Source organism: Chryseobacterium sp. DZ-32, assembly GCF_059587025.1.
In genome coordinates, this window is the sequence record NZ_JCAIOM010000012.1 from 152,851 (window position 1) to 172,930 (window position 20,080).

The following is a 20,080-nucleotide window of genomic DNA, read 5'->3' on the forward strand; positions in this document are numbered from 1 at the left end:
ATGAATAATAAGCTAGTTATACTTTCCATTGCAGCGCTTTCACTGACTGCCTGCAAAAAAGAAGCTCCGAAACAGGATGGTGCCAAGCCATATCCTGTTATCTCAGTGGAGTCAAAAAATATAGTGGGTTATCAGACGTTTCCGGCTACCATCCAGGGTAGAGTAAACAATGATGTACGTGCAAAAATACAGGGATATATTACCCAGGTATTGGTAGATGAAGGACAATATGTTACAAAAGGACAGCCATTGTTCCGTCTGGAAACCAATATCCTGAACGAAAATGCAGCAGCTTCCAAAGCAGGTATCGGTGCTGCAGCATCAAGCGTTGCCGCAGCGCAGGCTTCTGTAAATGCAGCTCAGGTTGAAGTCAACAAACTTAAACCACTGGTTCAGAAAAATATCATCAGTAACGTACAGTTACAGACCGCTCAGGCTCAGCTGGCACAGGCACAGGCACAGCTTCAGCAGGCCAATGCTGCTAAAAGACAGGCAGAAGCCAACTATAAAGGAGTAGAAGCCAACATCGAATATTCTATTATCCGTGCTCCTATTTCAGGGGTAATCGGAAGACTGCCATTGAAAGTAGGAAGTTTGGTAGGGCCGTCTGATCAGACTCCTCTGACAACGATTTCTGATACCTCTGAGATCTATGCTTACTTTGCCATGAATGAAAAAGAATATTTTGATTTCCTTGAAAAATCTCCGGGAGCTTCTATGCCTGAGAAAATCAAAAACTTACCTATGGTTGAACTTCAGTTAGCCAACGGAAGTCTTTATCCTGAAAAAGGGAGAATTGAAGCCATTACCGGCCAGATTGATCCTACAACCGGAACCATTCAGTTCAGAGTTGCTTTCTCGAATGCCCAGAAATTATTAAGTAATGGGAACAGTGGAACGATCAGGTTCCCTCAGCATTATGACAATGTACTTGTAGTACCTGAAAGTGCTACTTATGAGCAGCAGGGTATTGTTTACGTTTACAAAGTAGAAAAAGGAGATACTGCCAGAAACGTTGTTGTGAATGTTATCGACAGAATCGACAATATGGCTCTTATCAAATCCGGAGTTAATAAAGGTGAAAGAGTTATTGCAGCTGGTATCGGAGGTCTGAAACCGGGAACAGCCGTGAAACCGCAGCCAATTAAAATGGATAGTCTTGTTCAATCAATAAAACCGAAATTCTAATGATAAAAAACTTTATTAACAGACCGGTTTTATCCACCGTAATCTCAATCCTGATTGTGATTCTCGGTGTGCTGGGACTGATCTCGTTACCGGTTACACAGTATCCGGACATTGCGCCGCCTACGGTAAGTGTCTCCGCAAACTATACGGGAGCCAATGCCGAGACGGTAATGAAAAGTGTAGTAGTACCTTTGGAAGAACAGATCAATGGGGTGGAAGGTATGGATTATATCACTTCCAGTGCCGGAAACGACGGTTCTGCCCAGATCCAGGTTTTCTTCAAACAGGGAATAGATCCGGATATTGCAGCGGTAAACGTACAGAACCGTGTAGCGAGAGCTACGCCGCTTTTACCTGCCGAAGTAACGCGTTCAGGGGTAGTAACCCAGAAGCAGCAGACCAGTGCCCTGATGTATATGTCCTTCTATTCTGAAAATAAAGACCTGGATGACGTATACCTTCAGAACTTTTTGAATATCAATATTATTCCTAACCTGAAAAGGGTAAATGGTGTTGGAGATGCGAACGTTTTCGGGGGTAAAAACTACTCGATGAGAATCTGGCTTGATCCTGCAAAAATGGCTGCCTACAGTGTAACTCCTACCGACGTTACCAATGCCATCAATGAGCAGAGTAGAGAAGCAGCAGCAGGTTCTATCGGCCAGAACAGCGGTAGTTCTTTTGAATATATCATCAAATACGTAGGAAAATTCAACGATAAGGAACAGTACGATAATATCATCATCAAATCTCTTGCAAACGGACAAAACCTGATGCTGAAAGACGTTGCCAAAGTGGAACTGGCAGGACAGTCTTACACAGGAATCGGGGAGAACGGAAACAATCCTTCCATCAGTATGGGGATCTTCCAGACTCCGGGATCCAACGCACAGGAGATTATTAAAAATATCAAAGCCTATCTGAAATCGGCTGAAGGAACTTTCCCGCAGGGAATCAAGTATACATTTAACTTCGATACCAACGAATTTCTGGAAGCTTCTATTGAAAAGGTGGTTCATACCCTTATTGAAGCCTTCATTCTGGTATTTATCGTAGTATATATTTTCCTTCAGGACTTCAGGTCTACGCTGATCCCGGCTATCGCGGTTCCGGTATCTATTGTGGGGGCATTCTTCTTCCTGAATCTCTTCGGATATTCATTGAACCTCTTGACTTTATTTGCATTGGTACTGGCCATTGGTATTGTAGTGGATGATGCCATCGTCGTCGTCGAGGCCGTTCATGCCAAGATGGAACATGGTATTTCTGATGCTAAAAAAGCGACCGTAGAGGCAATGGATGAGATCACAGGGGCTATTATTTCGATTACTTTGGTAATGGCAGCTGTATTTATTCCGGTGACGTTCATTACAGGTCCTACAGGGGTATTCTATCAGCAGTTTGGTATTACGCTGATTATAGCCATCATCATTTCTGCGATTAATGCATTGACCCTGAGTCCGGTTTTATGTTCATTATTCTTAAAACCTCACGAAGCGCATCATGCAGAATATAAAAATCTGAACCTGTTACAGAAGTTTTTCTATAAGTTTAATATTGCTTTTAAAACAACTACTGAACGTTACGGAAGAGGATTTGTATTCCTGTTGAGACATAAATGGGTAACCCTGATAATTTTTGCTGTTACCGGAGGTATTCTGTTCTGGGCAAGCAGCAGCATGAAGAAAGGGTTTGTACCTACAGAAGACAGAGGGATTATTTTTACCGATGTTCAGCTTCCTCCGGGAGCTTCTATGGAAAGAACTTACAACGCATTGAAAACTCTTCAGGCTAAAGCATTGAAAGTTCCGGGCGTACAGAACGTAACGATTTCAACAGGTAGAGGGTTCTTGTCCGGAAACGGAAGTAACAACGGTCTTGCCTTTGTTAAACTGAAACCATTCGAAGAAAGAAAAAAAGACGGACAGACTTCTGAAGATATCACCAAAAAACTATTCGGAATTGTAGGATCTGTTCCTGACGCTAAAGTAGTATTCTTCCAACCGCCAAGTGTACCGGGATTTGGTAACAGTGCAGGTTTTGAAATGGTATTGCTTGATAAATCAGGTGGAGAATATGCCGATCTGGATGCTAAAACCAATGAATTCATCGGTAAGCTGATGCAGAGACCGGAAATTCAGTTTGCACAGACTTCATTCAATACCAAATATCCTCAGTATCAGATGGAAATTAATGTTCCTCTGAGCAAACAGCTTGGAGTTTCTGTCAATGAAATTCTGGCTACAATGCAGGGGTATATCGGAGGTATTTATACTGCAGACTTTACCAAGTATGGAAAGCAGTTCAGAGTGATGGTTCAGGCTCTTCCTGAAAACAGAAAGAATATTGAAAACCTGAATCAGCTTTATGTGAGAACAGGATCAGGGATCATGACTCCGATTTCACAGTTTGTAACATTGACAAAAGCATACGGACCACAATCCGTAAGCCGTTACAACCTCTTTACTTCAGTGAAGGTAACGGGAGCAAACTCTGACGGATACAGTTCTGGGGATGCCATTGCTGCGGTGCAGCAGGTGGCAGATGAAACCCTGAATCAAAACTATGCCGTAGAATTTACCGGGTTAACGAGAGAAGAATTAAATTCAGGATCTCAAACGCTTTTGATTTTTGGACTGAGTTTGATCTTTGTTTACTTTATCCTTTCCGCACAGTATGAAAGTTATATCCTTCCGCTGATTGTTATTATTTCTCTTCCTCTTGGGGTAATGGGAGCTTATTTCGGCCAGAAGATCATGGGACTTGAAAATAATATTTACTTCCAGATTGCCCTGATCATGCTCGTGGGACTACTGGCGAAAAACGCAATCCTTATTGTTGAATTCGCTGTCCAGAGAAGGCATCATGGAGAAACGATTGTGATGTCGGCCATTAATGCAGCGAAAGCCAGGGTAAGACCTATTCTGATGACCTCATTCGCCTTTATTTTCGGTTTATTGCCGTTGGTACTGGCAAGCGGAATCGGAGCAGTAGGTAACAGATCTATCGCTACGGGAGCGGCCATCGGACTATTGATAGGAACTGTTTTGGGATTATTTGTAATTCCGGTTCTGTATGTGATTTTTGAAACACTGCAGGAAAAAATCAAACCTATCAAAAAAGAAGATATCAATTTAGCAGAATAAAATTAAGATTTAAGAAATTAGAAGTTAGCAATTAGAGATAAGTCTAAAAACTAACTTCTAACTTCTAAACTCTAACTTCTAATTAAAAATAATGAAGAGTTTATTAAACATCATAAAAGGGATCACTTTTTCAGTTTTCATACTCGGAGCCATCTCATCCTGTATGGCGAGAAAAGAATATGAAAGACCGAAAAATGTTGTAGACGAAAAGCTTTTTCGTACAGACATGCTTCCTTCGGACAGCACGAATATTGCAGATATTTCATGGAAAGAAATATTCACTGATCCGATATTGCAGGGGCATATTTCCAAGGCACTGGAAAACAATCTTGATATCAGAATTGCTTTGGAAAGTATTAATTCTGCGGAAGCCTATCTTAAACAGAGTAAGGCAGCGTATCAGCCGACGCTTTCTATCGGACCCAACTATACATTTCAGACCCAGTCTATCAATACCCAGTTTGGACAGATCATCGGAGAAAGACGTTATGTAAACCAGTTTGACATTACGGCAAGTATCGGATGGGAAGCTGATATCTGGGGCAAATTGAAAGCACAGGAAAAAGCCCAGCTTGCGACTTATTTAGGAACTGTTGCCGCTCATAAAGCCGTTAAAAGCAGCTTGGTGTCTTCCATTGCTTCTGCGTATTATCAGTTGCTGACTTTTGATGCCCAGAAAAGAATTATCACGGAAACAATTGCTGTAAGGGAGAAAAATCTTGAAGCCACAAAAGCTTTAAAAGCTTCCGGGTCTCTTACTGAAGTAGCAGTTCAGCAAAGCGAAGCGCTTGTTTTCAATGCCAAATCATTACTGATTGATATTGATACACAGATCCAGCTGCTCGAAAATACAATGAGCCTTTTGATGGGAGAGCCTTCTCATTCTATAGAAAGATCTACATTGGAAGGGCAGAAACTTCCGATCGATTTAAAACTGGGTTACCCGACTCAGCTTCTGGCCAACCGCCCGGATGTAATGAGAGCAGAGTTTAACTTAATGAATGCTTTCCAACTGACGAATGCTGCCAAAGCTCAGTTTTATCCTACTTTAAAACTGACAGGAAGCGGCGGATTGCAGTCTGTGGATATTGACCACTTATTCAGTGTAAATTCATTATTCGCAAATGTAGTGGCGGGACTGGCTCAGCCGATTTTAAATAAAAGACAGATTCAGACCAACTATGACGTAAGTCTTGCCAATCAGGAAACGGCTTATCTTAACTTCAGAAAAACAGTTTTGACTGCCGGAAAAGAAGTTTCGGATGCCATCAGGGTTTTCTCTGTTCAGGATTCATTCATTGAATTGAAACAAAAAGAACTTGATGCCTACAAAAAATCAGTTGACTATTCCCAGGAGCTGGTGAACTATGGGATGGCCAACTATCTTGAAGTATTGAATGCAAGTGTGAATTCATTGAATGCAGAACTTAACATTTCCAATGCAAGATACAGTAAAATGAAAGCAGCCGTAGAGCTCTATCAGGCTTTGGGCGGAGGCTGGAAATAACCGCTTCAGCAATGTAATATCATAAAAACGTATGTCAGGAATGGCATACGTTTTTTTATTGACAATATTAATCTGATTTTACCAGTGTTGTTATTATTTGTAAAAAATAAATGATCAGGTTTTAAAAGTATAAAAATGAGACTGTCTCCTATATCTGACAATACAAACATAGGAGACTTACTCAAAGTTAATTTTTATTGAACATAGGCTACATAAGATTCATTTATAGCTCCTTTTCTAGCCTTGGCAAAAAATGCATAGTCTATCCAGAAAAATCCATTGTTTCCCCATGTGGTACCCCAGGAATTTTGTACTTTAAAAGCTTGTTTAGCATCGTCATAACCCACTACACAAATGGCATGTCCTCCTCTTACAGCACCAGAATGACTTTTCCATATCCAATTGTTTGCCGAGCTTAAACTATCAAAGCTTCCATCTACCGTCACCGTAATAATTATTGGTAAATTCATGCTTAAAAGTGTCTTTACATTGGTGATATTGGTCTTATCTACAGTAGCCCAGGTTGTAAATTTATGAGTACTTGCTGCACTTTTTTGTGTTGCATTGGGCTGTGTAGAGCACTCTACATCTGTGTAGGGCATTTCATCCCAGCTGCAAACTCCCTGATCTTTTATTAAATTTAATCCACTGGATGCATAAGTTCCATTAGCGCAGCCATTTATCTTTATCTGATTATATACGTACTCAGGGCTTCTTGGGGTTGTTATCCCTTTAAAATTATATTCCAGAATACTTGCAGCAGCATAAGCTGTAGCAAATGCAACGCATGAACCTTCCTGTCCCTGATTTACTATTGGAGGAGTGTTGGGTATGGTATAACTTGATGGAATAGAAGCTATAAGCGTTTCTGCCGATTTGCCCTTAAATTTTATAGTTAATGCATCTATATCAGCTTTAGCAAATGAACTGTAAGTTTTGTCATCTACCAGGATTGCTCCTAAGGAACGCATTGCCTGATTTTCCTGCTTAGGCTGCTGAGTATTTTGTTCTTCTTCATTTCTGTTACATGAAGACAGAGATAGCATCCCTAATGCGATTGCAATTAATTTTAGATTTTTCATCATTGTATTATTTAAAATTTATTATATAAAAATATAAATTATTTTCATATAATCGCGATATAATTTACGAATAATCTATTGTTTTAGCTTTTTTTATGTGTTTGTATGTTTTTATTTATCGATTTGTTGATGGGTGTTAATATTATTCATTATTTTGTGAATTTATTATAACAGGAGTACCCGTTTCTTTTCCAGCTATAAAGTTGTTAATATCTCCATAGTTCTTTTTTCTTTTCCAGATATCTCTTTTAAAATATCCGAAGCCTGATGAATATATTGAATTTCCTTTGTCTGGCTTACTTTTTCAAACAGCTGAGACACATTTGTCCAGAGTCCGGCAATTTCAGTGAAGGCTTCATAGCCTGATTTTAAAGGATCAAGCTGAAGGAGTTCATAGCTTTCTTTCAAAAAATCACGGTATAAATTTCTGAACAATGCACCTCCGGTTCCTGCTTTTTCCATTAGTAAAGCCGCTTGCTTAAATTCTCCTTCAATATCTTTACTTGTATTGAACCATTTGACAATTTCAGTACTTGTTTTTAAAATCCCTTTGTAAGAAATATTGGTAATGGGTGGATTTAGGTATTCGGCCGCATTATTTCTGATTGCGGCGGATATGGCTTTTTCCAGATCAAATTTTCTGTCTGTGTTCCTGAGGGTATAATACATATTTTTGGAAGCCATCGGGCCTTTTTCAGAACGGGCCATAGCCAGACTTTTTAAAGATGTTTGTACTTGTCCGCCTTGTTGTCTGGTATCAATCAGGAAAGCATTTTCATCATCATAACCATAAATGGCGGCATAATGTCCTGCAAAATGGAAAGGATTTGAGAAATATTCCAGATGATAGCAATCCATTTTCAATCCTACTGCCTGTCCGTCATCGAGAAGTTCTTTTACCTGATCCCAGGCCTTTTGTTGTGAAGAAGTTTCCTTTATGGTTAATTCCAGATTCAGATTTCTGGCTAAATTTTGAGTGAGCAGGTCAGGTTTTATCCTTCCTCCAATGAAAGGGAAGTCCATTGTTTTCATGTTCCAATAGATAAAGCCCAGCCCTTCACCCAATCCGAAAAGCATTGGTTCGGAAAGGTCGATCCCGATTTGTTGTAATAATGTTCCCGTTGCGGTCGTTTCACAATGCTGTCCGTTAAAAGGTTTTATGTTTTCTATTTTCATTGTTAAAGTAAAGTTTTGAATGGTATTAATTTTTTGAGAAAATTACATAAATATCATCATGTAGAAATTCCGGTTTTGAAAATTTAGTGTTAAAATTTTTTAAAAAGTAGAATTGATTTGTATTTATGTATTCAACTACGTAGTTTTGTGCTTTAAAAGGTGAACACTATGAAATTAGAAATACAACCCATAGGAAATTCTTATTCGGAACAAGCCATTGATTTGATTTTGACGATCCAGCAGAAAGAGTTTAATATTCCGATTACCATAGAAGATCAGCCTGACCTTTTGCAGATAGAAAGTTTTTACACAGCAGCCGGAGGTAACTTTTGGGGCGCTTTTGCAGATGGTGAGCTGGTAGGTTCTATCGCTTTGGTTAAATTTGACGAAAGGGCAGGAGCCATCAGGAAAATGTTTGTTAAAAAGGAATTCAGAGGAAAAGAACTGAATATTGCGCAAGAATTACTGGAAGTTTTAATTTCTTTCTGCCGTGAAAACAGAATTGATGATCTATATCTGGGAACCATAACGGTACTGAAAGCAGCCCGGCGTTTCTATGAAAGGAATCATTTTGTAAAGATTGAAAAAAGCAATCTTCCTGCGAAATTTCCTTTAATGAGTGCCGATGATGTTTTTTACCACTTAAATCTCGACTGAATATGAATGTAATCAACGAAGCAGGAATTCTTGCCATATCCACAAGGCTACACCGCCTCAGTGAACAATTGAGGAAAGATGGAGCATTGATTTATAAAGCATTTGGAATCAATTTTGAGCTGAAATGGTTTCCGGTTATTTTCACGATTTATAAAAAAGAAATAGCAAGTGTAGTAGAAATAGCCAACGAAATAGGATATACCCATCCATCCACCATAACACTGCTCAAAGAACTTGAAAAGCAGGAGTTGATCCAATGGGAAAAAGATAAACAGGACGAGCGCAAAAGGCTTTTTAAACTCACTTCAAAAGGGCAGGAGCTCATTGAAAAAATGAAACCCGTTTGGGAACTGATGTCCCAGATTTTAGGTGATATTGCAGACAATAAAAATAATCTGCTGACTGCCATTGATGAAGCCGAAGAGAAAATTGCCAATCAGTCCTTTTATCAGAGAGCATTGCAGGTGAAGAACTCGAAAAAATAATTTATTCTATTATGATGTCAAGTGGATCTCTGACAGGCATGATATTTTTTAAATATTCTTTATCTTCTGCAGTTAGCTCATCTATGCCCAGTGCAATATCTTCCCACGCTTTTCCGCCTTGACGTGTAAGGGCAAATTCAATGGATTGAATTTTAGGCTTTTTATTAAGACCCAATATTCTTAAATCTATTCTTTGTCCTTCTTTTATTTTACCTTCTTCAATTTTTCCTATTAAGAAAAAATTTCTTCCTGTAACTTGAAATGTATTATTGAGTTGAAATTGAGCAACCGTTAAATGATGCCAGTTATATCCACAATATCTGCATTGCTTTGCACGTGGAGTACGGGCTAGTTTGTGGCATTTAGGACAATTGTTGAAAAAAACTTTTTCAGGAGTTTCTTTCATGATCCGGGTTACAACATTTTGTTCAAAAACTTCATATCCATGTTCTAATAGTTGTATGACTTCAGGATCAGAATTTATCCAGCCTCGCTCAATCATTATATTTCTCATACGTGTATTTTCAGAGCTCTTCAAAGTATACATATGATGATTCAGTGCTAAAGCTTCATCCTTGGTCATTAATTTGCTAAAATATCTGATCATATAATCTATAGTTTCTCTGTCCATATCCAAGTGAAAAAAATAGAATGTTTTTTAATGATTTATTTTGCCTAATTTATAATTTATTTCTTGAAGATAAGTTTGCGTATTATGAAATTAAATATTTAATACTGACAAACTATTGTCACTAAAGTATTTTAATTTTACATCATCAATAAAATAAAAGCTATGGGAAAAATTGCAGAGAAACAAACTTTCAATGTTAATACCAGGGCAGAATGGCGGCAATGGCTGGAAGAGAATCATCATACAGAACAATCGGTATGGCTGATCTGCAATACCAGAAAATCCAATTTACCCAATGTTTCCTGGAGCGAACTGGTAGATGAAGCGCTTTGTTTTGGCTGGATTGACAGCACAAGAAAGACTATTGATGAAGGCTCGTTTATGCAGTTATTCAGCAGACGCAAGCCGAAGAGTACATGGTCTAAAATCAATAAAGAGAAGGTTCAGAAGCTGATCAAAAATAATCTGATGATGAAAGCGGGATTTGAAACCATCAGAATTGCCAAAGAAAACGGCTCCTGGACTATTTTAGACAGTGTGGAAGACCTGATAATTCCGGAAGATCTGAATGAAGCATTTAAAATTCATGAAGGCTCTGAAGCCTATTTTCAAAGCTTGAGCAAGTCCATAAAAAAAATGCTGCTTCAATGGATTGTGTTGGCCAAAAGACCTGAAACAAGAAAAAAACGTGTTGACGAAATCGCAAAACAGGCTGCTCAGAATAAGAAGCCAAAAAATTTTTAATTTTTTATTGATGATTAATAGATATAAAGACAGGCTGATCCAAAAAGGAACAGCCTGTTTAATAGTTTCATTATTGAAACGATATTGTATTAGAATCTCAAAGTCGCTGCAACAGACCAGGTTCTTCCGAAACCAAGGAATCCTGTATTACCGTCTGCAACACCCTGATACACTCTGCCAGCTTCCTGATATGTTTTTCCGGCATCCGGGCCATTGGCAATTTTATCGCCTGCAAAGATATTGGAGCTTAATTCAGAAATATAATATTTGTTGAATAAGTTGTATACGTTCGCTCTCAATGTCAAAGATTTTTTCGCATCAAGCGTGAATTTGTAAGAAGCTCCTACATCAAATAAATGATAGCTTGGCAATTTTACAATTCCTTTTTCTCTTGCCGCTTCAGTAAGGAAGTTGATCGGGTTGAACTGAGCATACAGTTTGTCATAATATTCCCAGTTGGCATCGATACTGAAAGCTTTGGTAATATTGTAATCAGCTCCGATGCTTGCTGTTGTCTGGGCCGCATCTCCAACCTTCAGGTCTTTGATATTGATCATTCCGGTTGCTCCTGCTATTTCCTGATTGTTCTGAACATCAAGAATATTGAAGTTAGCGTTTCCTTTATATTTCCAGTTACCCATTGATACCATTCCTCTTAATCTTAGATTCGTAAAAGGTCTGGCTTTTGCTTCCAATTCGATTCCCTGGTGGAGCTGACCTACGTTCAGAGCATTGTAGAAATATGCACTTCCAAGGTTAAGCTGAGGGAATTTAGCAACATCTGCCGCTGTAGCATTGAATGTTCTTGAGATAAATCTGTCATCCCACTGCGTTCTGTAAGCATTGATGTTCATATCTATATAACGCGATTTGAAACCATATCCTAATTCCACAGAGAAGATTCTTTCATTCTTAGCATCATTATAGATATTCTGGTTAGACGGGAATAATGCATTGAATAAAGGCTGTCTTGAGATAACTCCTGTATTGAAAAATACATTGTGGTGGTCGTCAATATTATAGTTGGCACCTCCTTTTACAATATAACCTGTTTTATGATACCATTTTGTCTCCTGATTTCCAGGAGTATATAGCATATAGTCTCTTCTCTTGTAATATTGCTCGGAAACAGATCCCTGAACGGATGCACTTAGCTTTTCAGAGCTGTATTCAACCATACCGTAGATACCTGCCCATTTTACAAGACCTTCGTTGTGTATGGATACTTTCTGAGCATCTTTAAGCTTGGTAAGCGGCTCCGGTTTTACAGTTTGATTAATATAATATCCTTTTGGAGCATTGGCTGTAGTAGGAACAAATAGCGCATCAGATCCTAACATATCAGTTACAATGTCATACAAAGCTCCTTTGTACGTTTTAAGATCAATACCTCCGTTGAAAGTCCAGTTGTTCTTTTTGTAATTAAGGTCTGCAATTACGCCATACCAGTCATGAGCATTGATACTCTGCTTTCTTACGATACCAGTGGTTCCGTTCAGAGTAGATACATATTGTCCGTTATAATCACCAGGAGAGCCTACAGGAGCCGTAAAAGTAGATTTCTGGAAGCTATTTCCATTATAATCCGTCACCATACCGCCTCTGTTATAACGGTAAATCATATCCCAGTTGATGGTACCGTCTCCTCCTGCACCATAATTCATGAAATTCATGGTTTGTCCTGCAGTGTTTTTGATAGAACCGTTAAGTCCGGTACCGCCGCCACCGCGTCCCCATGAGCCGTAAACCACTGTAGATAACTTCAGGTTGTCATTCATGGTCCAGTCCCAGTTCAAAGAGGCGATAGGCTTATGATAGAAATTAGGAGCTAAATTGAATTGAGAACCATTCAGCATTCCTGTTTGAGGGTTATATCTTCTTCCGTAAGTTCCAAATTGCTGTAAAGTGGCAACATTGGCTCCGGTTGCAGAAGACCTTCTCGTATCGTGTACCTGTGGTGCTCCGGTTGCAATTAAATTGAATGCATGTTTGTCATTAGGCTTAAATCCTGTTGAGAAAAACCATGAATAACCTTCTCCTTTTGTTCCGTTGATATATCCGTCACCTTGCCAGCGGGAAAGCAATACGGTTGTTCCCCACTTGTTTTTTAACCCTGAAGAGTACATGGCAGAAATTCTGGAGTAGTTATCGTTTCCAACTTCTCCTTTCACCATTGCTTTTTGCTCGGAATCGGTAGCTTTGGTAACAATATTGATCGTTCCTCCAACAGAAGGTACTACAAATTTAGAAGCACCCAATCCTCTCTGAATCTGAATATTGCTGGCAATATCAGCCAAACCGGTCCAGTTGGACCAATACACGGTACCTCCCTGCATGTCATTCACCGGCTGTCCGTTGATGATTACCGCAATGTTAGCTCCGTCAAAACCTCTCATGTTGATTCTGCTGTCTCCGAATCCTCCACCTACTTTCGTTACGTAAACGGATGGAGTAGACTTCATAATTTCAGGGAATTCTCTGTTTCCCAGTTTCTCCTGAATTTCTGCAGCCTTAATGTTGGAAACCGCAACAGGTGTTTTTCTCTCTTTGGCTGTTTGGGAAAGGTTTCTACCTACCAACATAACCTCATCAATAGATTTGGATTTCTCTAAAGAATCCTTCGTACTCTGCCCATAATATATGGCGGCCGTAGGTAATACAAGCGCTATAATAAGTCGCTTTTTAAAAGTAATGCTCATGAAATAAACTAGCGTGTTTGATTTTTAAGGCTGCAAAGATGGATAATTATTTTTTAATTAAGTATTAAATCTTAACGAAGTGATTTTATTCAGTTGTTGGAATATGCTTTATTTCTCACTTTTTGCAATGTGTTAATTATTCTACATATTTAGTTTACAGTTTGTTATAATAGAAAATGATAAAAGAATGGCTTGTTTTTAACGGGTAAAAATAATTATGCGGTTCTCCACATTTTTAAACAAAACTCAATATTGTTGGAAAATATACTATAATAATAGCTAAGTCATAAAAGGCATAGGTGACTTGAGTCATAATTTTTATACTGTTGTTTTGATAACTTGTATTACCATTTTATTCAAAATCGTGTTATTTATGAAAAAAAATTTTTTTGAAAGGTTTTCAGATCGTGTTGTCTGTATAACCGGAAGTCCGGGTGCTTTTATTACAGCAAGTTTACTGGTTATTGTCTGGGCTGTATGTGGACCTCTTTTCAAGTATTCTGAAACCTGGCAGCTTGTTATCAATACGGGAACCACAATTGTAACTTTTCTAATGGTATTTCTGATTCAGAAAACTCAGAATAAAGACTCTAAGGCTATTCAGATAAAACTCAACGAATTGATAGCGTCCTACGAAAAAGCCAGTAACAGACTGGTGGATATTGAAGATCTGACGGAAGAAGAACTGGACAAGCTTCACAAATATTATGAGAAACTTGGACAACTATCCCAAGAAAAAGAACATTCACAGGATCCCGTGCAACAATAGTCTTAATACTATTATAATATATACAGCATGATTTTAAAATCTTCTCAAATTGCCCACGCTGATTCACTGTCAGTGAAATCCATCGTGCATTTCGTCATAGAACTCGAGAAACTGTTTAAGCGTATCGGAGAGTATCTTCTTTCAGGAGATGAAACCGTTTCAACGGCTGAAAGTGTTACAGCCGGATTTTTACAGTTTTCGTTTTCCCAGATGAAGGATGCCTCCCAATTTTTTAAAGGCGGCATGACAGCGTATACTTTAGAAGAAAAGGTAAATCTTCTTGATGTAGATGCTCTGGAAGCCAGACAATATAACTCTGTTTCTCCTCATATTGCTGAGACAATGGCGTTGCAGGCAGGTAAACTCTACAAAACCGACTGGTCTATTGGAGTTACAGGATATGCCATTCCGGTGGAAGAATCAGAAGGGAAGCTCTTCGCTTACTTTGCCATTGCCCACAAAGGAAAAGTAGTTCTTTCAGAGAAATTAGATCTGCACTCCAGAACCAAACCTGTTAATGCCCAGCTCTATTACAGTGAATTCATCCTGGGATGTTTTAAGCTGGAACTGGATAAGAACCGGAAAAACAAAGAATAAAACTATTTCAATAATAAACTATAATCACACTATGAAAGATTTACAACTGAAAAATAAATCTGTTCTTATTACAGGAGCAGACAGCGGAATTGGTAAAGCCATCGCTCTTTTATTTGCTAAAGAAGGAGCTGATATTGCCTTCATACACTATCATGATGCCAAAGATGCCATGAAAACAGTGGATGAAATAAAAAAAACAGGAAGAAAAGTTCTTTCGTTTGAAGGAGATATTAATGACAGCAAATTTTGTGAATCTGTTGTTAATGAAGTCGTATCCAAATTAGGAGGAATAGATATCCTGATCAATAATGCCGGAACCCAGGTTCCCTGTGAAAGTATAGAAAATCTTAAAGAGGAGGATATCCGCAAGACTTTCGATTCCAACATTATTGGAATGATCCTTCTGACAAAGATCGTATTCCCTTATTTAAAACAAGGAGATTCTATTATCAATACTACTTCAGCTACTGCCTATCTGGGACATGAAGAATTACTGGATTATTCAGCAACCAAAGGCGCTATCGTTTCGTTCACCCGTTCACTGGCAATGCAGGCTAAACCTAAAGGAATACGGGTGAATGCTGTTGCACCCGGACCGGTAGCTACGCCGCTCACGGAAAAAACATTTGGGGAAGAAGATGAAGATCAGAATAAACCGCCGCTAGAACGTAATGCTTCTACCGAAGAAGTGGCAGCAAGTTTTCTATTTCTTGCCACAGATGCTTCATCACAGATAACGGGACAGGTTCTTCATCCTAATGGAGGTTTAATTGTTAACGGTTAATCTTAACGGATATGAATGGAGTTATTATTCAGTTTTTCCATTGGTACCATCCCGGGAACCTATGGAATGAGTTTGCTGAAAAAGCAGAATATTTAAGAGATTTGGGGTTTACTGCCGTCTGGTTTCCTCCTGCCAATAAATGCAGTCTCAATATGGAAGGCCGTGGTTATGATGTCTATGATCTTTATGATTTGGGAGAATTTGATCAGAAAGGTTGCATACCAACCCGGTACGGGACGAAAGCTGAATATTTAATGGCTATAGAGAAAGCGCATGAAGCGGGGATGTCTGTATATGCAGATATCGTTTTAAACCATAGGATGGGAGGAGATGAAGAAGAAAAGATTATGGTACATCAGCTGAATGAAGAAAACCGTAATGAAAGAATCTCCGAAAATATGGAGGTTTCAGCCTATACGAAATTTACTTTTCCGGGAAGAAAAGGAGTGTATTCGAACTTTATATGGGATCATCACTGTTTCAGCGGTATTGATTATGTGATCAGAGAAGGAGAGGAGATGAAGGGTGTTTTTAAAATCCATAATGAATATGGTGAGGAGTGGACAGATGCCGTAAGTCATCAGTTCGGTAATTATGATTATCTGATGGGAGCTGACATAGAGTACCGTAATCCTTATGTTGTGGAGGAAATGAAAAACTGGATCAGATGGTATATGGAAACAACGAAAGTAGACGGAATCAGATTGGATGCCTTAAAACATATCTCCTCAGACTTTTTGAAAGACTGGATCTCCTATATTAAAACAGAAGTAAATCCTGAATGTTTTGTTTTAGGCGAATTCTGGAAAGACGAGGCAGAAAAAATTGAGTATTTTTCCGATAAAATGTCTGATCTTATCTCTTGTTTTGATGCTCCGTTGCATTATAATTTCTTTAAAGCATCACAGGATGGTAAAGATTACGATATGAGCCGGATTTTAAAAGGAAGCTTCCTGGAGAAGAAACCGGTATTCTCAGTTTCTTTTGTTGAAAATCACGATACACAGCAGCTTCAGGCTCTTGAATCTGCGGTGAAAGACTGGTTCAAACCCTTGGCTTATGCTATTATTCTTCTTACCGATGAAGCTTATCCCTGCATCTTTTATCCCGATCTTTTTGGTGCAGACTATATCGATATAAAGGATGAGCAGGAAGTGCATATCATCATGCCGAAGGTTGAAGAACTTCCTGGTTTGCTTGAAGCGAGAAAGCTTTTTGCATATGGTAAACAGACCGATTATTTTGATCATCCCAACTGTGTAGCTTTTGTACGGAAAGGAGATGAAAAGCATGCGGGCTGCATTGTAATCATGTCTAATAGCGAAGAAGGTTATAAAGAAATAGAATTGGGAAAAGAACATGCGGATTCGGTTTATACCGATTTTTTAAAGAACCGTCATGAAGAAATTTATACGGATAAAGACGGGAAAGCGGTGTTTACTGTAAATTCGGGTTCGGTAAGTATATGGGTAAAAAAACAAACACCGTAATGATTGGCAAATTTTCAGGCCTTTTATTCTCTGCGAACAGCTATTCTAATTTTAACTTACCATATAAGCTCCTGTAATTTTAGATACCACATCTCAGTATTTTGGACAAAAATGGTCTTATAGTTGCAGATTTACCACCAATCAATCACTAAATTATTATAATATGGAAACTAAAACGGCAACCAAAAAAACACCAGCCAAAAAAGCAACACCAGCAAAAGCAAAAACTCCGGCTAAAAAAAATGCAGCCAAAAGTTTGGAAGATCTTTTTGAAGATGCGCTGAAAGATATTTACTGGGCTGAAAAAGCACTGCTGAAAGCGCTGCCGGCAATGATGAAAAATGCAACCAGTGAAAAGCTTAAACAAGGCATTGATAAGCACATCACGGAAACAGAAGGCCATGTGGAAAGATTGGAAGAATGTTTTAAAGCATTAGGAAAAAAAGCCCAGGCAAAAAAATGTGATGCTATGCAGGGATTGCTGGATGAAGGAAAGAGCATTATGGAAGAGACAGAACCGGGAGCAGTAAGAGATGCGGGCATTATTGCAGCAGCGCAAAAAGTTGAACATTATGAAATTGCTACTTATGGAACACTGGCAGCATTCGCAAAAGTATTGAAGGAAGAAGAGTGTCTTAAAAACTTTTTAAGCACATTGGAAGAAGAAAAAAAATGTGATGAACTGCTTACAAAAGTTGCTGATACCAATCTTAACAGCAAAGCCATGTAAATACAATCTTTAAAAAGGAGACCTGAAAAAATCAGGTCTCCTTTTTATTGAAATCCGGAAAGGTTTAAAATGCAACATTTTTATCTTGGTTGATTTTGTATCAGTTGTAGTATATTTGTGGATATAATTTGTATCAATTTAGTTTTTTTAAATGAACTGTAATTGAATAACAAAACTCTTATACTGTAAAAGAAAACTGTATTCTACCATTTATAAAGTTTAAAAATGACCCAACTTAGCCTGTTCGACTCAGCAGATCTGTACGAATTTACAAAAGACCTTCTGGAATACAGAGAACATTTCCTGAATCAGGAAGAAGCTGACCGCCTTAAAATTCATCTGCTTGAAACAGCTCCCTGGAAACAACGTACCCAGAAAATGTATGATAAGATGGTTCTCACACCTCGCTTAACCGCCTGGTATGGAGATGAGAAAAATGCCTATCCTTCAGACAATGAACTGGATGCCCATCATTGGACACCCGAACTGTTTTCTTTAAAACAAAGAATAGAAGAAACATTTGGCTATCAATTCAATTCCGTATTGTTGAACCTTTACAGAGATCATAACGATTCTGTTGCCTGGCATCGGGATAAGGAAAGCAGATATGGGAAACGTCCGGTGATTGCATCAGTAAGTCTGGGGCAGACCAGAAATTTTGATTTCAGGAAAAAAGACCATCATCAGAGTAAATACAGCCTGCCTCTTCCTCACGGATCATTATTGATTATGAAAGGAGACCTTCAGGAAAACTGGGAACATCGTATTGCCAAGTCTCTAACCGCTATGAAGGAGCGTATTAATCTTACATTCCGGTTGGTTAATAAGTTGTAAGGTATTTATTCATAATGTTTTATGATTAGGTTAGAAGTGTTGTAATCGGTTTTTGGCAGATAAATTGTTGCATTTATAAACAAAGTCATTGTTTGACTTCATTAATATCACCACTTAAAATTTATTATTATGAAAAATCTTGTAGTAACAATTTTTGCATTAGCTGCTTTAACGGCCTGCAAAAAAAACGAACCGACAACCACGAGTCAATCTGAGGAAAGTACCACAATGTCTGCCCCTGCAGAATCCGGGATGACGGTAAGCGACTCCACCAAAATGTCAGACACCAAAGATCAGAAAAGTACTCTCAGCGATCAGGACAAAAAGTTTGCGGATGCTGCAGCCATAGGAGGACTGATGGAGGTAATGATGGGAAAACTGGCCGCAACAAACGCTGAAAACTCAGTGGTAAAATCTTTGGGAGCAATGATGGTAACCGATCATTCCAAAGCGAACGACGAGCTTAAGAATTGGGCATCAGGAATAGGGTATACCTTACCCACAAGTCTGGATGCCGAAAAGCAGAAGATGTATGATGACCTGAAAGCTAAGAAAGGTAAAGACTTTGACAAAAAATATACAGATTTAATGGTCAGTGACCACAAGGAAGATGTAGAAGCATTCAAAAAAGAGGTGTCAGAAGGAACAGAAGCCTCATTAAAATCTTTCGCAGCGAAAACCCTTCCGACACTTGAACATCATTTGCAGGAATCGGAAAAAGCTAAAAATGTGGTCAAATAATATTGAGTTTTTATGACCTGCATCATAAGTATGAGCATACAATATTTAATAATTTTGAATTGATTAAATATTATTTTGTTCTTGATTATAGTAAGCTCCTCTTTTTAAGAGGAGTTTTTTGATTATTCTTTCTTTTTATATTCTTCAATTTTCTTGAATTGTCTGTAAGAATCTTTAAGGATACGAAGCTGTTCAGACACAATCTCAGTACTTTTTGGGCTGAGCTCACCTGTGTCCAGGGCATTTTGATAAGCTTCAATAGCTGCTTTTTCGCCAAATACCACATTTTCTAATGTAGATTCTATGAGATTTCCCATGGTAAAAGAATTTTTAATGTCAATCCAAGTTCTGTGAACAGCTCCTGCCATGGACGTTGAGTCCTCCGGAGTGCCTTGCTTTTCTGTGATGAGGTTGATCAGTTCATTTTTCATGATTTTCGACTGCGAAATCATATGTTCGTACTCATCTTTTACATCCGGATACATTTCCCATACTTTTCCCTCAACTTTTTCAAAGCCTTCCTTTCTGTCGTTGGTAATGTGTAGTAAGTCATTAAGTACTGATATTTCCTGCTGATGATCCATAATATAATTTTTAAAGTGAGCTATAAAATTAAAACTTACCTGACGGACTCTTTATAATCCTGATCATATCTCAAAAATAATAGGCTAAAGTCCTTTCTTTTTTCAACAAAAAGCTGCACCTTTGCCCAACAATGGGGTGCTACAGATAACGGTGGCTGAGATGATACCCAGGAATGTATTTCCACACCTGATCCGGATAATGCCGGCGTAGGGATTGCTTACTGATCATCTCATCA

General features: G+C 38.5%; 18 protein-coding genes. 13 read left to right on the forward strand and 5 right to left on the reverse strand.

Features of this window, described 5'->3' with window-relative positions:
• The 3 genes from AC59HC_RS15020 (at nucleotide 1) to AC59HC_RS15030 (ending at nucleotide 5,841) form a co-directional block, all read left to right on the forward strand.
• On the forward strand, nucleotides 1-1,188 hold the full coding sequence (locus tag AC59HC_RS15020; RefSeq protein ID WP_062670040.1) for an efflux RND transporter periplasmic adaptor subunit: 1,188 nt from the start codon (nucleotides 1-3) through the stop codon (nucleotides 1,186-1,188).
• On the forward strand, nucleotides 1,188-4,334 hold the full coding sequence (locus tag AC59HC_RS15025) for an efflux RND transporter permease subunit (RefSeq protein WP_062670038.1): 3,147 nt from the start codon (nucleotides 1,188-1,190) through the stop codon (nucleotides 4,332-4,334). Before AC59HC_RS15020 ends, AC59HC_RS15025 begins: the two co-directional genes overlap by 1 nt.
• A gap of 91 nt (nucleotides 4,335-4,425) precedes the next feature.
• Nucleotides 4,426-5,841, forward strand: coding sequence for an efflux transporter outer membrane subunit (locus AC59HC_RS15030; RefSeq protein WP_202842408.1), 1,416 nt, complete (start codon nucleotides 4,426-4,428; stop codon nucleotides 5,839-5,841).
• A 194-nt stretch (nucleotides 5,842-6,035) separates the two neighbouring features.
• Here AC59HC_RS15030 and AC59HC_RS15035 read toward each other — a convergent pair whose 3' ends face one another.
• On the reverse strand, nucleotides 6,036-6,926 hold the full coding sequence (locus AC59HC_RS15035) for a C1 family peptidase (protein ID WP_429814821.1): 891 nt from the start codon (nucleotides 6,924-6,926) through the stop codon (nucleotides 6,036-6,038).
• 192 nt (nucleotides 6,927-7,118) lie between these two features.
• The gene (locus tag AC59HC_RS15040) at nucleotides 7,119-8,099 is read right to left on the reverse strand and encodes a BtrH N-terminal domain-containing protein (protein WP_496558913.1); all 981 of its coding nucleotides are present in this window, start codon (nucleotides 8,097-8,099) and stop codon (nucleotides 7,119-7,121) included.
• Between the two features lie 168 nt (nucleotides 8,100-8,267).
• On the opposite strand from AC59HC_RS15040, the gene AC59HC_RS15045 reads away from it, so the two are divergent.
• Entirely contained in the window at nucleotides 8,268-8,756 is a 489-nt protein-coding gene (locus AC59HC_RS15045) for a GNAT family N-acetyltransferase (RefSeq protein ID WP_395973460.1), read from the forward strand.
• Between the two features lie 2 nt (nucleotides 8,757-8,758).
• Nucleotides 8,759-9,241: a MarR family winged helix-turn-helix transcriptional regulator gene (locus tag AC59HC_RS15050; protein WP_496558914.1), complete on the forward strand. Its 483-nt coding sequence runs from the start codon at nucleotides 8,759-8,761 to the stop codon at nucleotides 9,239-9,241.
• Between the two features lies 1 nt (nucleotide 9,242).
• On the opposite strand, the gene AC59HC_RS15055 is transcribed toward AC59HC_RS15050, so the two are convergent.
• A complete protein-coding gene (locus AC59HC_RS15055; protein ID WP_395973464.1) occupies nucleotides 9,243-9,848 on the reverse strand; it encodes a hypothetical protein in 606 nt (201 codons plus the stop codon).
• Between the two features lie 186 nt (nucleotides 9,849-10,034).
• Between AC59HC_RS15055 and AC59HC_RS15060 the strand changes: the two genes are divergently transcribed.
• Nucleotides 10,035-10,616 carry a YdeI/OmpD-associated family protein gene (locus AC59HC_RS15060; protein WP_395973466.1) on the forward strand — a complete coding sequence of 194 codons (582 nt, stop codon included), beginning with the start codon at nucleotides 10,035-10,037 and terminating at the stop codon, nucleotides 10,614-10,616.
• An 89-nt stretch (nucleotides 10,617-10,705) separates the two neighbouring features.
• Here AC59HC_RS15060 and AC59HC_RS15065 read toward each other — a convergent pair whose 3' ends face one another.
• On the reverse strand, nucleotides 10,706-13,315 hold the full coding sequence (locus tag AC59HC_RS15065) for a TonB-dependent receptor (protein WP_496558915.1): 2,610 nt from the start codon (nucleotides 13,313-13,315) through the stop codon (nucleotides 10,706-10,708).
• Between the two features lie 373 nt (nucleotides 13,316-13,688).
• Here AC59HC_RS15065 and AC59HC_RS15070 point away from each other — a divergent pair, with 373 nt between their 5' ends.
• From AC59HC_RS15070 to AC59HC_RS15100, 7 genes are all read left to right on the forward strand, one after another.
• Nucleotides 13,689-14,084 (forward strand): low affinity iron permease family protein, encoded by a 396-nt coding sequence (locus tag AC59HC_RS15070; RefSeq protein WP_496558916.1) that lies wholly within the window; start codon nucleotides 13,689-13,691, stop codon nucleotides 14,082-14,084.
• Nucleotides 14,085-14,111: 27 nt separating this feature from the next.
• Complete coding sequence (locus AC59HC_RS15075; protein ID WP_496558917.1) at nucleotides 14,112-14,681, forward strand: CinA family protein; 570 nt, start codon at nucleotides 14,112-14,114, stop codon at nucleotides 14,679-14,681.
• Nucleotides 14,682-14,712: 31 nt separating this feature from the next.
• Nucleotides 14,713-15,465 (forward strand): SDR family oxidoreductase, encoded by a 753-nt coding sequence (locus AC59HC_RS15080; protein ID WP_496558918.1) that lies wholly within the window; start codon nucleotides 14,713-14,715, stop codon nucleotides 15,463-15,465.
• 11 nt (nucleotides 15,466-15,476) lie between these two features.
• The gene (locus AC59HC_RS15085) at nucleotides 15,477-16,955 is read left to right on the forward strand and encodes an alpha-amylase (protein ID WP_496558919.1); all 1,479 of its coding nucleotides are present in this window, start codon (nucleotides 15,477-15,479) and stop codon (nucleotides 16,953-16,955) included.
• 163 nt (nucleotides 16,956-17,118) lie between these two features.
• Complete coding sequence (locus AC59HC_RS15090; RefSeq protein ID WP_343641070.1) at nucleotides 17,119-17,685, forward strand: YciE/YciF ferroxidase family protein; 567 nt, start codon at nucleotides 17,119-17,121, stop codon at nucleotides 17,683-17,685.
• A gap of 225 nt (nucleotides 17,686-17,910) precedes the next feature.
• Nucleotides 17,911-18,519 carry an alpha-ketoglutarate-dependent dioxygenase AlkB family protein gene (locus tag AC59HC_RS15095; protein WP_496558920.1) on the forward strand — a complete coding sequence of 203 codons (609 nt, stop codon included), beginning with the start codon at nucleotides 17,911-17,913 and terminating at the stop codon, nucleotides 18,517-18,519.
• A gap of 129 nt (nucleotides 18,520-18,648) precedes the next feature.
• Nucleotides 18,649-19,260 (forward strand): DUF4142 domain-containing protein, encoded by a 612-nt coding sequence (locus tag AC59HC_RS15100; RefSeq protein WP_202842376.1) that lies wholly within the window; start codon nucleotides 18,649-18,651, stop codon nucleotides 19,258-19,260.
• Nucleotides 19,261-19,382: 122 nt separating this feature from the next.
• Here AC59HC_RS15100 and AC59HC_RS15105 read toward each other — a convergent pair whose 3' ends face one another.
• The gene (locus AC59HC_RS15105) at nucleotides 19,383-19,844 is read right to left on the reverse strand and encodes a PA2169 family four-helix-bundle protein (RefSeq protein ID WP_202842374.1); all 462 of its coding nucleotides are present in this window, start codon (nucleotides 19,842-19,844) and stop codon (nucleotides 19,383-19,385) included.
• Nucleotides 19,845-20,080: the final 236 nt, after the last annotated feature.

What these genes read in the sequence shown, in the direction of transcription:
- AC59HC_RS15020 (WP_062670040.1), top strand. Translation starts at nt 1, where the DNA reads ATGAATAATAAGCTAGTTATACTTTCCATTGCAGCGCTTTCACTGACT.
- AC59HC_RS15025 (WP_062670038.1), top strand. Translation starts at nt 1,188, where the DNA reads ATGATAAAAAACTTTATTAACAGACCGGTTTTATCCACCGTAATCTCA.
- AC59HC_RS15030 (WP_202842408.1), top strand. Translation starts at nt 4,426, where the DNA reads ATGAAGAGTTTATTAAACATCATAAAAGGGATCACTTTTTCAGTTTTC.
- AC59HC_RS15035 (WP_429814821.1), bottom strand. Translation starts at nt 6,926, where the DNA reads ATGATGAAAAATCTAAAATTAATTGCAATCGCATTAGGGATGCTATCT.
- AC59HC_RS15040 (WP_496558913.1), bottom strand. Translation starts at nt 8,099, where the DNA reads ATGAAAATAGAAAACATAAAACCTTTTAACGGACAGCATTGTGAAACG.
- AC59HC_RS15045 (WP_395973460.1), top strand. Translation starts at nt 8,268, where the DNA reads ATGAAATTAGAAATACAACCCATAGGAAATTCTTATTCGGAACAAGCC.
- AC59HC_RS15050 (WP_496558914.1), top strand. Translation starts at nt 8,759, where the DNA reads ATGAATGTAATCAACGAAGCAGGAATTCTTGCCATATCCACAAGGCTA.
- AC59HC_RS15055 (WP_395973464.1), bottom strand. Translation starts at nt 9,848, where the DNA reads ATGATCAGATATTTTAGCAAATTAATGACCAAGGATGAAGCTTTAGCA.
- AC59HC_RS15060 (WP_395973466.1), top strand. Translation starts at nt 10,035, where the DNA reads ATGGGAAAAATTGCAGAGAAACAAACTTTCAATGTTAATACCAGGGCA.
- AC59HC_RS15065 (WP_496558915.1), bottom strand. Translation starts at nt 13,315, where the DNA reads ATGAGCATTACTTTTAAAAAGCGACTTATTATAGCGCTTGTATTACCT.
- AC59HC_RS15070 (WP_496558916.1), top strand. Translation starts at nt 13,689, where the DNA reads ATGAAAAAAAATTTTTTTGAAAGGTTTTCAGATCGTGTTGTCTGTATA.
- AC59HC_RS15075 (WP_496558917.1), top strand. Translation starts at nt 14,112, where the DNA reads ATGATTTTAAAATCTTCTCAAATTGCCCACGCTGATTCACTGTCAGTG.
- AC59HC_RS15080 (WP_496558918.1), top strand. Translation starts at nt 14,713, where the DNA reads ATGAAAGATTTACAACTGAAAAATAAATCTGTTCTTATTACAGGAGCA.
- AC59HC_RS15085 (WP_496558919.1), top strand. Translation starts at nt 15,477, where the DNA reads ATGAATGGAGTTATTATTCAGTTTTTCCATTGGTACCATCCCGGGAAC.
- AC59HC_RS15090 (WP_343641070.1), top strand. Translation starts at nt 17,119, where the DNA reads ATGGAAACTAAAACGGCAACCAAAAAAACACCAGCCAAAAAAGCAACA.
- AC59HC_RS15095 (WP_496558920.1), top strand. Translation starts at nt 17,911, where the DNA reads ATGACCCAACTTAGCCTGTTCGACTCAGCAGATCTGTACGAATTTACA.
- AC59HC_RS15100 (WP_202842376.1), top strand. Translation starts at nt 18,649, where the DNA reads ATGAAAAATCTTGTAGTAACAATTTTTGCATTAGCTGCTTTAACGGCC.
- AC59HC_RS15105 (WP_202842374.1), bottom strand. Translation starts at nt 19,844, where the DNA reads ATGGATCATCAGCAGGAAATATCAGTACTTAATGACTTACTACACATT.